The organism is Rhodococcus sp. EPR-134 (genome assembly GCF_001647205.1).
Lineage (GTDB): Bacteria > Actinomycetota > Actinomycetes > Mycobacteriales > Mycobacteriaceae > Rhodococcus_F > Rhodococcus_F qingshengii.
In genome coordinates, this window is the sequence record NZ_LVCT01000539.1 from 1 (window position 1) to 12,600 (window position 12,600).

10 protein-coding genes are annotated in these 12,600 nt (G+C 60.7%); 7 read left to right on the plus strand and 3 right to left on the minus strand.

Going from position 1 to position 12,600, the window contains the following annotated elements; translation table 11 throughout:
* Positions 1 to 524: 524 nt before the first annotated feature.
* Together A2J01_RS24380 and pdxA are read right to left on the minus strand one after the other, a co-directional pair.
* A complete protein-coding gene (locus A2J01_RS24380; RefSeq protein WP_064075611.1) occupies positions 525 to 1,292 on the minus strand; it encodes a DeoR/GlpR family DNA-binding transcription regulator in 768 nt (255 codons plus the stop codon).
* A 27-nt stretch (positions 1,293 to 1,319) separates the two neighbouring features.
* On the minus strand, positions 1,320 to 3,572 hold the full coding sequence (gene pdxA, locus A2J01_RS24385; protein ID WP_064113774.1) for a 4-hydroxythreonine-4-phosphate dehydrogenase PdxA: 2,253 nt from the start codon (positions 3,570 to 3,572) through the stop codon (positions 1,320 to 1,322).
* 212 nt (positions 3,573 to 3,784) lie between these two features.
* On the opposite strand from pdxA, the gene A2J01_RS24395 reads away from it, so the two are divergent.
* Genes A2J01_RS24395 through A2J01_RS24425 form a run of 7 tightly spaced genes read left to right on the plus strand, consistent with a single transcriptional unit; the run spans position 3,785 to position 10,773 of the window.
* The gene (locus tag A2J01_RS24395; protein ID WP_007732494.1) at positions 3,785 to 5,362 is read left to right on the plus strand and encodes an ABC transporter substrate-binding protein; all 1,578 of its coding nucleotides are present in this window, start codon (positions 3,785 to 3,787) and stop codon (positions 5,360 to 5,362) included.
* Between the two features lie 4 nt (positions 5,363 to 5,366).
* Complete coding sequence (locus A2J01_RS24400) at positions 5,367 to 6,371, plus strand: ABC transporter permease (protein WP_007732496.1); 1,005 nt, start codon at positions 5,367 to 5,369, stop codon at positions 6,369 to 6,371.
* Positions 6,371 to 7,318, plus strand: coding sequence for an ABC transporter permease (locus A2J01_RS24405; protein WP_003941426.1), 948 nt, complete (start codon positions 6,371 to 6,373; stop codon positions 7,316 to 7,318). The genes A2J01_RS24400 and A2J01_RS24405 overlap by 1 nt, the downstream gene beginning before the upstream one ends.
* Positions 7,319 to 7,321: 3 nt before the next feature.
* The gene (locus A2J01_RS24410; protein WP_064113775.1) at positions 7,322 to 8,155 is read left to right on the plus strand and encodes an ABC transporter ATP-binding protein; all 834 of its coding nucleotides are present in this window, start codon (positions 7,322 to 7,324) and stop codon (positions 8,153 to 8,155) included.
* The gene (locus A2J01_RS24415; protein ID WP_007732503.1) at positions 8,152 to 9,018 is read left to right on the plus strand and encodes an ATP-binding cassette domain-containing protein; all 867 of its coding nucleotides are present in this window, start codon (positions 8,152 to 8,154) and stop codon (positions 9,016 to 9,018) included. The genes A2J01_RS24410 and A2J01_RS24415 overlap by 4 nt, the downstream gene beginning before the upstream one ends.
* On the plus strand, positions 9,018 to 9,977 hold the full coding sequence (locus A2J01_RS24420; protein WP_042926594.1) for an aldo/keto reductase: 960 nt from the start codon (positions 9,018 to 9,020) through the stop codon (positions 9,975 to 9,977). The genes A2J01_RS24415 and A2J01_RS24420 overlap by 1 nt, the downstream gene beginning before the upstream one ends.
* Positions 9,978 to 10,011: 34 nt before the next feature.
* Positions 10,012 to 10,773 carry an HpcH/HpaI aldolase family protein gene (locus tag A2J01_RS24425; protein ID WP_007732505.1) on the plus strand — a complete coding sequence of 254 codons (762 nt, stop codon included), beginning with the start codon at positions 10,012 to 10,014 and terminating at the stop codon, positions 10,771 to 10,773.
* Positions 10,774 to 10,836: 63 nt separating this feature from the next.
* On the opposite strand, the gene A2J01_RS24430 is transcribed toward A2J01_RS24425, so the two are convergent.
* Positions 10,837 to 12,261, minus strand: a complete 1,425-nt coding sequence (locus tag A2J01_RS24430) for an aldehyde dehydrogenase family protein (RefSeq protein WP_007732506.1) — start codon at positions 12,259 to 12,261, stop codon at positions 10,837 to 10,839.
* Positions 12,262 to 12,600 lie beyond the last annotated feature (339 nt).

Consider the following 12,600-nt stretch of genomic DNA (forward strand, 5'->3'; position numbering starts at 1 on the left):
ATGAACAATCACCGACGAAAAATACTCACACCCCGAACATCAGAACCGAAACCCGAAGGCCCGGAACATCATCCGACATGCGAAGTACCAAAAAAATTTGGCACTGACATTCATCGACACACTGTTGAGTTCTCAAAGAACACGCACACACCATCACCACGACCCTATGGCCGCCGCTCCGGGGCAACTTTTCCAGCCTATCCCAACCTGGCCACCGGCGCAAACCGCTGAACATTCGGGGAAGAACTGGAGGTGAAGCACAACCATACACGATGGAAACTACTTCGAAATTTGGTCAGGCACTTCGTACAACCTCGTGTCACTCGCCGTGAAGCGGGAGTCGGTGTCCGTGTCGCTCTGACTTGGAATAAGTTACGCGTCCGGTGAAGTCTTTGACAAATCCACAGGTCAGAGACTCAGAGGTATCCATTTCCCCAGCAAGATTGCCCATTTCAGTCGATTTTCACGAATTCGGACATCATGTGACGCCGGACACCGTGCCCGGATCGGCACGCAGCGGGAACTCACACCACTTGGACTCGGATACCTGCATCCTCGAACAACGCGACTTGCTTTGCGTCTACTGCAGCATCGGTAACCAGCACGGCCCCCGGCGGTATCGGCGCCCACGCATGGAAAGGACGTTCACCGAGCTTGGCGGAGTGGGCGAGGATGTAGACCTCGCCGGCACGTTCGATCATCATTTCCTTGAGCCGGGTCTGATCGAGCTCAGCTTCACAAATACCCAGGTCAGCCGTAACTGCATCGGCACCGAGGAATGCCTTGTCAAACGACACCCGCTGCAGCGACGCTTCCGCCAGTGGCCCGACGAATCCTTGACTGAGCTGCCGCAGCGTCCCGCCGAGACATTCGACTCGAACGCCATCAGCGTCGGCTAACGCCTTGAGCGCCGTCAGCCCTGCAGCGATCACCGTCAAATTCGTCACGTGACGTAAGAACTCTCCCATCGCTCCGACGGTGGTACCTGCATCAAGAAGTACGGTTTCCCCGGGCCGAACCTGCTCAGCAGCCCATTCGGCGATGCCCCGTTTGGCGTCGAATCCCTCCATTGCGCGTTGACGCAAGGAGGATTCCGGATGAGGGTTGAGAGCAATCGCCCCGCCGTACGTTCGAGCAATTACTCCCTGGGCAGTCAACTGACTCAGGTCGCGACGAATCGTGGATGCAGTCACCCCGAATTGGGCAGACAGATCCTCGACACTGGCCAGACCGCTGGTGCGAGCGAGCCTCGCAATCTCCGACCGCCTCGCCTCCGACTCCCGGATGGCCATCGCTCCTCCCCCTACAAACCGTGGTTCTTACTTGGAAACGAATGTGCTGGTTGCCAATTCGGCCGCCTGCCGCAGCGCTTCGACCATACTACCGGCCTCGGCAATGCCCTTACCTGCAATGTCGAAAGCGGTTCCGTGATCGACGGAGGTACGGATGACAGGTAACCCGACGGTGATGTTGACGCCGGCCTCGATCCCGAGAACCTTGACCGGGCCGTGCCCCTGATCGTGGTACATCGCAACGATCAAGTCGTAGTCCCCACGTCCAGCGAGGAAGAATGCCGTGTCCGCCGGCAGTGGGCCGTGGACGTCGATTCCTTCTGCCTTCAAGAGTTCAACGGCGGGAATGATCTTCTGCTCTTCCTCTCCGTACCCGAAAAGCCCGTTCTCCCCCGCATGCGGGTTGATCCCGCACACGCCGATTTTCGGAGATGGATTGCCCGTGCGCACCAAAGCTTCGTGACCTCGACGAATGGTCCTCTCGACCAGGCCGGGCTCGATCCTGGCAACTGCATCGAGCAGTCCGATGTGAGTGGTCACGTGAATCACCTTGAGCTTGGGGGTCGACAACATCATCGACACCTCCTCGGTACCGGTCAGGTGCGCAAGCAATTCCGTGTGTCCGGGATAGATGTGTCCTGCCGCATGCAGCGCTTCCTTGTTCAGCGGCGCCGTGCAGATCGACTGGACTTCACCGCGTACGGCGAGTTCGCTTGCGACGCGGATATATTGATAGGCCGCATCTCCCGCGACTGCCGACAGTTCACCCCAGGCGAGATCCTCGGGTAGCAAGTCCAGGTCGATGACGTTGATCCGTCCATCGATGAATTCAGCATCCTTGATCTCCTCGATCGCGACCACGTCGACGTCGATTCGGAGCACCGTGGCAGCCAATCGCAATCGCTTCGCGTCGCCGACAACAACAGGGCGGCAACGCTTTCTCGTTTCACCGTCGAGGAGTGCGGGGACGATCACTTCCGGTCCGACGCCGGCGCCGTCGCCCATCGTGACAGCAATCAGCGGCAGTGGAGTGGATTCGATTGACATGGGATTGACCTCGTTGTCTGAAGGAGTAACTGAAGGCGGACTGTCCGGAGCGGCGACCGGGGTGGGTTGCGCGAGAAACTTCGTTATGGAGAAGAGACTGTGTGCATTCCCGAAACTGCCTGGCCGCGTGACGATGTACCGTCCGGTTCGATCGACGGAAAGTACGGCGCCGTGTTCGATTTCGTAAATCGGTGACAGCGTGTCGACCCGCAGGCGGTCGAGAACGCTGCGCGCGGTTTCGCCACCGGTAAGTACCAGGTCGATCGGGTAATCGTCGTGGGAGAATCCTGCATCGACGGCAGCGATCAGATCGGCGAGAGCCGAAACGAGGTGGACGGATTCTGCAGGCACGACAGGTCCACTTACCGAAACCACGACGTTTCCGCGATCCAGTGCGTTCAGAATCGGAAGCGGATCGACCGAATGCGCCAGCAGCTCAGCACTGTTCACTTCGATATGGTGCGCCCCTGAATCCCGAAGCAATGCCACTTGGTCCCCGGCAGACGCATCCGCCGTCCCCACGACGACCAAGGTAAATCGAGAAACACGAAGAGATGGGCACGCGACGGGTGACTGCACGGTTCTTCGTCGTGCCACTGCCATCGCGAGCGCCGAGGTTCCTACCAATCGAGAACCCCGAACCTCCTGTGCTGCAGCCACAATCAGTTCCAGATCACTCTCGGTCTCGACGTCGCAGATCGCCACCGACCCGGCTTCTGAGATCGACGCAAGAACCTGGCTCAAACGCCCGGAGCGAATGTCATCCAGCGATACGCCAGAAGTGATTGCCGACGGGCCGAGCGCCTCTGCAATCGACCGAGGAGTCGGCTTCGACTCCGCGCGCCACAGGTCAGTGGAGTGCAACGCAACCCCATCGACCAACACCACGCCGTCTTGCACCGTGCGCCCTTGTCTGGGCAGTCCGGCGGCGACGATGACCGGAGATCCGTCGCGGGAGAGTTCTCCAACCTCCGCTGCTATGTTGCCCCTGAGCAGGGAATCGATCTTCTTGACGATCTCGGAGCCGTCAGACGATTGCAGAACTGATCTCACGTCCCGAGAGGCTCTGGCGGGGTCGGATCGCCGTGAGTGCAGATCGAAAACCGTCACTCCTGATCCGTCGGGCGCATCTGGGCCGAGCCGAAGCGATATGCCCGAACTGCGGAGCAGAAATCCTGCGGCCGACTCCGCTGCTCCGGAAAGATCATCAGCGATGATTACCAGTGGTTTCATCGAATTCCTCGACCCCCTTTCGGTCTGAATCGAGTATGCACAGCATCGCAACCGATGCGCGAAGTACGCAATCGAAGTTACGGGACTTGCGCGAAGTGCGCAACAGTGCCATTGTGAGCTGAGTTACAAGCGAGAGCCCGACGCGATTGTTCACCAACAGTCCGCTCGGAGCGTCGCCCCCACGCTGCCCCGTCAGGATCGAAAGGTCACCGATGACCAATACTCGTTTGCGAACACCACAGCTCTCCCGGCGATCCTTTCTGCAGTTCACCGGGCTGATCGGTGGCGCAACGCTTCTGGGCACGACTGCCGCGTGCGCCGGCCCTACCGGGAAACCGACACAGGACACCCTGGTGCTCGGGCTCAACCGCTCGCTCGTCAGCCTCGACAACAAACTCAATCAATTCGACGCAGCAGTCACGGCTCAACGTGGCGTCAGACAAGGTCTCACCCGGATCGGCGACAATCTGACACCGCAACTCGTTCTCGCTGACAGGTTCGAATCGACCGGCCCGACCGAGTGGACGGTTCGACTCCGCGAGGGCATCCGTTACTCCGACGGCACACCTGTGCTGATCGACGACGTCACGACGGCAATGCAGATGTACCAGCAGGTCAGCGGATCGTTTGTCGCACCGCAGTTCCCCGAGTGGCCGACGGTCGTCCCCATCGACGATCGCACCTTCATCCTTCGGACGAATTCCCCGGTGCCGGTTCTGGACTCGCTCATGTCCAACATCTTGATCACCCCGGCCGCTGCCAACGAACCCAACGAACTGCAGAGCGGAATCGGGTCGGGACCGTTCGTCGTCAGCGAATCGAACCGGGGCACCGGCGATTACACACTTGTCGCCAATGACAACTACTGGGGCCCGGCCCCCGGCGTTCGTCGTGTTCAGGTCCGCTTCATTCCCGAAGAGGCCGGCCGCGTCGTCGCGCTTCGGAGCGGCGAGGTCGACGTCATCGACTCGATCAGTCCCGATTCCGCCGAACAACTCGCCGATCTGCCTGGTGTCCAGGTGGACACAGTACCGAGCACACGCATCAACCAACTGTTCTTCAACTTCCGCAAGCCCGCCGATCACCCACTGTCCAATCCGCGTGTCCGAGAAGCTCTCACGTATGCCATCGACGGTGAGTCACTCGCTCGGGACGTGCTGATCGGTTCCGCAGTCCCGGCCACCGGCCCCGCACCGTCGACCTTGGACGGAGCCGTGAAAACCGGCACTTACCAATATGATCCACGGAAAGCGCGGCAAATGCTCGAGGCCGAAGGCGCCGACGACCTCGAACTCACCTTCATCTGGGAAACCGGAGAGTTCACCAACGACGTCTCGGTGATGGAATCGGTACTCGAAATGATGAAGGCCGTGGGAGTACGCGTCAAACTCCAGCAGTTCGAACCGGGCGGTGACATCTCGTCCTGGCGCCAGGGCAAGACCGGCGACTGGGATGTGCTGGGCAACGGCTACGGCAACCAGACCGGACTTGCACTGACCACGTTGCAGGGGATGTACGCCGGCACAGCGGAGAAGGAAGCAACTCGCGACACCTATCACGGGTACGTCTTCCCCGAAATCACCGCGAAGATCCAAGCCGCGTCCAGTGAACCAGACCCGACCAAGCGCGCCGCTCTACTCGACGCCGCACAACAAGACATCTGGAACACCTGGCCTTGCCTGTGGAGCTTCGTACCCAACGCACTCCTTGCGAAACGCACTCGTGTACAAAATGTTTCACTGACCCCAATCAACTCCTACGACCTCGGCGCCGTCCGATTGGAGGCCTGAGGCGATGACTCTCACCGCTCCGAAACCGCAAACCGCTCTCGGAATCTCTCCGCGTCGACGCACACGGATCAACCCGACCGTCAAATACGTGCTCAAACGTCTGGCACAGAGCGCCTTGACGATCTTCCTCACGCTCACAACAGTGTTCGTCCTGATCCGAATGGCACCCGGCGATCCTGCCTACGCCTTGGCCGGACCGCTGGCCAGCACCGAGGATCTCGCACAGATCCGTGCTGACATGGGCTTGGACAAGTCGGTGTTCTCCCAATACCTGATCTACCTGTGGGACCTCGTCCACCTGAATCTCGGCACGTCGTACTCGTTCCAGGCGCCGGCCATGGACGTTGTCCTCGGCCGTCTCCCGTACACCATCACCCTTGCCGTCAGCTCCATTCTGTTGACCGCCGTGCTCTCGATTCCGCTGGGCGTGTGGATGGCCCGTCACGCGGACACCAGACGTGAACTCGGTGCGAACGTCGTAGCCGTCGGCGGGCAGTCCATGCCGGAGTTCTGGAGCGGCCTGATGCTGGTGACGATCTTCGCGGTCTTGATCCCAGTACTCCCGGCAGCCGGTTTCACCACATGGCCGTCGTTGATCCTGCCTACCGTCACCATCGCCATCCTTCAGATCGCGTTGATCTCCCGGATGGTTCGACGCGAAATGGTCTCGGCCTTCGCTTCTCCGTACATCACGGTCGCACGTTCTCGCGGAGTATCGGAACGCGAACTCACCTGGCGATATGCGATGCGCAATTCGGCGATTCCGATCGTCACCGCGCTGGGCACCAGATTTGCCGGAATGCTGAACGGCGTCGTGGTGGTCGAGGTCGTGTTCGCCTGGCCTGGTGTCGGCTCGCTGGTGGTCCGCGCACTCGAGACTCGCGACTACCCGCTCATCCAGGCCACCGTACTTGTCACCGCGGTTCTCGCAGTGCTCGTGCAACTGGCAGTGGACCTCCTCTACCCCCTCCTGGATCCACGCGTGCGACTCGGAAAGGGCGCCAACTGATGACTACCGTCTTGGAACCTCCAACAACTCCACGCGCCAGCGCGGTCACCGAGGCAGACTTCGCACGCGCCGGAGCCACGCGCCGTAAGCGAGACAGCCGAGTCAAGATCTGGGCCGGCTCGATCTGCGCGCTCCTGGTGATTCTTCCTGTTGCATTGGCCGGGCTGCTCCCCCTTGCAGATCCGAACCAGACCAACCTGAGCAGTCGACGGCTACCGCCCCTCACCGACGGCCATCTGTTCGGCACCGATCAGTTGGGACGAGATCTGCTCTCACGGATCCTGCACGGCGGCCAGGTGTCTCTGACGATCGGTATTCTCGCCGTGATCGTCTCCGGCGTCATCGGCATCGTCGCCGGATCCGCCGCGGGGTACTTCGGTGGTTGGGTCGACACCGTGATCTCCCGCCTACTCGAAGCACAGCTTTCTCTGCCTCTGCTGATGATGCTGCTTCTCGTTGTTGCGCTGTTCGGCCCGTCCATTCCCGTCATCACGTTTGTCATCGCGATCGCACAGTGGCCCGAAGTCGCACGGTTGACTCGCTCATTGGTACTCGTCGAACGCGAAAAGCCTTACGTAGCTGCAGCTCGAGTCCTCGGACTTACCCGCATGGCCATCCTGCTTCGTCACGTCATTCCCAACATCGTCAAGCAGGCATCGCTCGTCGTCCTGCTGCTGCTCGCGCAGGCCGTACTGCTGGAAAGTTCGTTGAGCTACCTCGGCGCCGGACCGCAACGTCCATTCGCTACCTGGGGACGAATCATCGCCGACGGCCAGGACTACATCACCACGTCATGGTGGATCGTCACGTTGACCGGTCTGATGATCGTGCTGCTGGTCGTCGGAGTGAACCTACTCGGCGATGGTCTGCGCGATCGTCCTGCAGGTTCGAAACGACTGGGCGCAAGCCTGTTCGGGCGTGGCAGCGCCCAGAAAGCGAAGGCGTGAGACATGGGAAATCTACTACGGGTCGACGATCTCCAGATCGAACTTGTCACGGCGAACGGCGTCATCCGAGCCGTCGACGGCGTGTCCTTCTGCATCGACGCCGGTGAAACCGTCACCATCATCGGTGAATCCGGCTCCGGAAAGTCGACGACAGCCATGGGGATTCTCGGACTGCTTCCGGACGATCTTGCGGTTCTTTCCGGGAAAGCCGTGTTCAAGGGTCAGGACATTCTCGGAAACACGAAGATCCTGAACGATATTCGCGGAAAACACATCGCGCTCATCCCCCAGGACCCGATGACGGCTCTGAGTCCCGTCCACACCATCGGCAGCCAACTTCGAGAAGCAGTGCGCCACAGCGGTGTGACCGCGAAGAAGCAACAAATCGAGCGGGCAGTGCAACTGCTCGAGCAGGTACGCATTCCGTATCCGGATCAGCAACTCGACAAGTACCCGCATCAACTGTCGGGTGGAATGTTGCAGCGCGTCCTGATCGCCGGCGCTCTTGCTGCCTGCCCCGAACTGATCGTGGCCGACGAACCCACCAGCGCACTGGACGTAACCGTTCAGGCCGGGATTCTGGATCTATTGCTCGAGTTGCAGGAGCGCACCGGGATCGGAATGCTGGTCATCACTCACGATCTCGGAGTTGCGCGGTTGGTCTCCGATCGCATCTACGTGATGAAGGACGGACGTTTTGTGGAGACCGGTAGTGCCGACGTTCTCGTCGACTCACCGCAAAGCGCCTACACACAAAAGCTTCTCGACGCCATACCTCAACTGGGGCCTTGGGACGGCGACCCCGCCCGTTCAACACAGATCGGAGCCTCGGCATGACCCGCCACGAAACGCCACTTCTCGCCGTCGAAGATCTCGTGGTCGAGTATCCGGTTCCCGACGGAGTTTTCCGAGCCGTGGATGCTGTGAGCTTCTCGGTGGAAAAGGGCAAGACCTTGGCCATCGTCGGCGAATCCGGATGTGGCAAGTCGACCATCGCTCGATCGATCGTCCGACTCCTCACACCGACCAGTGGACGCATTCTCGTCGACGGCAATGACATCGCGCAGATGTCGGAGAAGTCGCTGCGCCCCTACCGCTCTCGCGTTCAAATGGTGTTCCAAGATCCGTACGGATCGCTCGACCCTCATCTGACTGCCGAGGACATCATCGGAGAACCACTGCGCCTCAAAGGTGTTCGGAGCAAGTCTGAACGCGCAAAGGCAGCAGCAGAACTCGTCGATCGCGTTGGCTTGCCCAGCTCGGCACTACACCGGCGTCCGGCGGAGTTCTCAGGAGGCCAACGTCAGCGCATCGGAATTGCTCGTGCACTTGCCAGCGGACCCGAGATCCTGGTCTGCGACGAAGCGACCAGCGCTCTCGACGTGTCGGTGCAAGCGCAGGTACTCGAGCTCCTACGTGAAATTCAGGCCGATACCGGTCTGACGTACGTTTTCATCTCACACAACTTGGGCGTCGTCCGAGAAATCAGCGAGACCGTAGTCGTGATGTCAAAAGGAACCATCGTCGAATCCGGTTCCACAGACACAGTTCTCGCCAGTCCGCGCGAGCCGTACACCCGCGCACTACGAGGCGCTGCTCTCGATCCCACCACCATGGTCGGCATCAAACCACGCCACGTGGTGGCAGCCCTGTCCAAGAACTTGCTAGCCAAGCAGACCGAATCACGAGGAGTTGCCTGATGACCGCCCCACTCGAGCTTCCGAAACTGGTGCTCGGCACCATGACATTCGGAGACACGGTCGACATATCGGGCGCCGGATCGATGCTCGACGCAGCACTAGGCGCCGGTATCTCTCACATCGACACGGCCAACGGCTATGCGGGCGGCGAGTCCGAGCGCATGCTGGCAAAGCTGCTCCACGGCCGACGCGATTCCGTCACTCTGGCCACCAAAGCGGGAATGCCGCATCCCGATGCCGGCGACAACAGCCCACTCTCGACAGAGGGGCTCCGAGCAAGCGTCGAAGGAAGCCTGCGCAGACTCGACACGGACTACGTCGACCTGTTCTATCTCCATCAGCCGGACCGAACCGTCACGCTGACCGAAACTCTCACCACCGTCGCGGAACTGGTTGCCGAGGGCAAGATCCGCACACTCGGCGTATCCAACTTCGCAGCGTGGCAAATCAGTGAAATCAACTACACCGCAGACACAGTCGGAGCTCCCCGACCGATCGTCGCACAGCAGCTCTACAACTTGCTCGCGCGTCGCATCGAAGAAGAATACGCAGAATTCGCGGACGTGACCGGACTGACCACCATGGTCTACAACCCACTCGGTGGGGGCCTGCTCACGGGGCGCCACACCTTCGACGAAAGTCCCGCCGACGGCCGATTCGGCGACTCACGTCTTGCGTCGATGTACAAGGAGCGATACTGGAACACACAGATATTCGACGCGATCGCTCAACTGACGGCAATCGCAGAGCAGTCGGGCATCTCCCTGACCGAGCTTGCGTTGCGCTGGCTGGTCAGCAAGCCCGTCGCCGGATCGCTGCTCCTCGGAGGATCCAAAGTAACGCACCTCGAATCCAATATCGCGGCCATCGGGCGAGGTCCACTCGACGCCTCGACCGTCGAAGAGTGTGATCTCGTCGGTGCCGCCCTACGAGGCCCCATGCCCAACTACAACCGCTGAAACACCCGACCTTCATCAGGAAGAGTTCTTCACTATGTCAGCACAGGAATTCGCCGCACGCATCCGAGGACGCGAACGCATACTCGGATATTGGTCCGTCATCGACAGCCCGATCTCGACCGAATGGATCGCGCACGTCGGCTGGGACTACATTGCCCTCGACATGCAGCACGGCCTGATCGGCTATTCGGGGATGGTCGCCGGGCTCACCGCCATCGACTCGTCACCGTCCACCGTCGGGATGGTGCGCGTCGAGGCAAACAATCCGACGCCCATCGGCCGTGCACTCGACGCGGGCGCTGTGGGCGTCATCGTTCCGCTGATCAACAACGCCGAAGAGGCAGCGGCCGCCGTGGCAGCCGCCAAGTATCCGCCTTTCGGCATCCGCTCCTACGGACCCATGCGCTCGCAACTCCGTATCGGCCCCGTTCCCGCCGACGCGAACCGCGACACCGTTGTATTTGCGATGATCGAGACCCCACAGGGTCTGGCGAACGTCGAAGAGATCTGCGCAGTGCCCGGATTGGACGGCGTGTACGTCGGGCCGTCCGACCTACGAATCGCCGTCGGAGGTAAGCACTCCAACGATCCGGACGTCGCCGAGGAATTCGAGTCAGCGCTCACCAGGGTGCGCGAAGCTGCCGCCGTCAGCGGAGTCGCTGCGGGAATCCACACACCTTCCGGTCAGGTTGCGGCACAACGGCTCGGGGAGGGCTACACGTTCGCGACCGTGGCCTCGGACCTGACACATCTGGCGAACATCTCGGCTCAGCATTTGGATGCCGCCAAGTCCTGATCCGGGTACAAAAATGGCGATGCTCCCGCACTTGGTACGGGAGCATCGCCATTCTCGAACAAACTATCTCTGAATCGCCTTGATCTCGAGGAACTCTTCGAGCCCGAACGTGCCGGCCTCGCGCCCGACGCCCGACTGCTTGTACCCACCGAACGGAGCATTCGTGTTGAAGGCGCCGCCGTTCACCTCGACCTGCCCGGCACGCAGTTGCCGCGCGACGCGATCCGCGCGATCGGGGTCACCTGACCAAACGCCACCGGCCAGTCCGTACTCGGTGCCGTTAGCGATCCGCACTGCGTCGGCCTCGTCTTTGTAGCCCATGATCGAGAGGACCGGTCCGAAGATCTCCTCGCGCGCAATGGTCATGTCTTCGGTCACGTTCGCGAACACCGTCGGACCGACGAAATATCCACTGGCCAGACCGGTTTCGCGACCGTCGACAACCGCGGTGGCACCTTCCGACACACCCTTCTCGATGTATCCGCGAACGCGTCCCAGCTGATTCGCGTTCACCAGAGGACCAAGCACCGAAGTCGGCTGAGTCGGATCACCTACCGGAAAATGAGCGGCGACCGCAGCAGCAATTGCCGCTGCCTCATCCACCTTCTCCGCGGGAACCAACATACGCGTCAGCGCCGAACAGGTCTGGCCCGAGTTGATGAAGCACTTTGCGACGCCGTCCGTGACAGCCTTTTCGAGATCGGCGTCGTCGAGAATGACGTTCGCCGACTTGCCACCCAGCTCGAGCGAGACCTTCTTGATGGTGTCCGCGGCAACGATGGCCACTCGCTTGCCTGCCCGAGTCGACCCGGTGAAGGAGACCATGTCGACTTCCGGGTGGCCGGCGATGGCTTCACCCACTACCGGGCCGTAGCCACTTACCAGATTGAATACACCTGCAGGCAAACCAATTTCGTCGAAGATGTCAGCGAGAGCGTACGTGATGAGTGGCGCAACCTCGGTGGGCTTGAGAACCACGGTGCAGCCCGCCGCGAGCGCACCGCCAACCTTCAAGACAACTTGGTGGAGCGGGAAGTTCCAGGGAGTGATAGCGCCGACAACACCCGCAGGTTCGCGAACAATCAGCGAATTCCCGACCTCGTGAGCGTCGAAATCATAAGTGCGAGCCAATTCGGCAAATGCATTCAAATTCGCGAGCGGCATTCCGATTTGCACGGGCTTCGCGAATCCGATCGGCATTCCCATATCCTGCGAAACCAGCGCCGCAAGATCATCGGTACGTTCGGCAATAATCGCAGCAGCTTTGGAAAGATATTCGGCGCGCTCGCCGCCCGATAGTGCAGACCAAGCGGGGAAAGCCTTTCGTGCTGCCTTCGCGGCCGCGTCGACATCTTCGACAGTGCCTTCGGCGACAGTTCCTATCAGCTCTTCGGTAGCCGGATTGAGAACGTCGATCCGACCGCTGCCAGTGGATTCGATCCAGGCGCCATCAACATAGATTTTGGTGCGGTCGAGAATATCGGTCATCGAAGCCTCCGTAGTCATCACGCGTGCACAGGTGAGGTGGGCCCGATCACACGGGGCACCTCTTCCGAGCCTAGCCACGCTCGACGGGTTCCGTGGCAGGTTGGTGTCGAGATTGACCTTCGACTGACGAGACCTGTGGTGCGCGCACGCTTTTCAGTGATGGTGTGAACGTACCGTTCCCCTCGCCTAAGAGGGTGAGCGTGTCGTTCACTCGATCCCGGACGGGGTGGTGAGCCCGCTGTGCTCGCGCCTTTGATGGTGTGAACGGTACGTTGGGTCGATCTGAGGCGACGAAAGTGCCGTTCGCTCGAAGTCGGGGGTGCCGGCGGCGGTGCTTTC

Coding starts and splice junctions, on each gene's coding strand:
- A2J01_RS24380 (WP_064075611.1), bottom strand. CDS start 1,292: ATGGCCATCCGGGAGTCGGAGGCGAGGCGGTCGGAGATTGCGAGGCTC.
- pdxA (WP_064113774.1), bottom strand. CDS start 3,572: ATGAAACCACTGGTAATCATCGCTGATGATCTTTCCGGAGCAGCGGAG.
- A2J01_RS24395 (WP_007732494.1), top strand. CDS start 3,785: ATGACCAATACTCGTTTGCGAACACCACAGCTCTCCCGGCGATCCTTT.
- A2J01_RS24400 (WP_007732496.1), top strand. CDS start 5,367: ATGACTCTCACCGCTCCGAAACCGCAAACCGCTCTCGGAATCTCTCCG.
- A2J01_RS24405 (WP_003941426.1), top strand. CDS start 6,371: ATGACTACCGTCTTGGAACCTCCAACAACTCCACGCGCCAGCGCGGTC.
- A2J01_RS24410 (WP_064113775.1), top strand. CDS start 7,322: ATGGGAAATCTACTACGGGTCGACGATCTCCAGATCGAACTTGTCACG.
- A2J01_RS24415 (WP_007732503.1), top strand. CDS start 8,152: ATGACCCGCCACGAAACGCCACTTCTCGCCGTCGAAGATCTCGTGGTC.
- A2J01_RS24420 (WP_042926594.1), top strand. CDS start 9,018: ATGACCGCCCCACTCGAGCTTCCGAAACTGGTGCTCGGCACCATGACA.
- A2J01_RS24425 (WP_007732505.1), top strand. CDS start 10,012: ATGTCAGCACAGGAATTCGCCGCACGCATCCGAGGACGCGAACGCATA.
- A2J01_RS24430 (WP_007732506.1), bottom strand. CDS start 12,261: ATGACCGATATTCTCGACCGCACCAAAATCTATGTTGATGGCGCCTGG.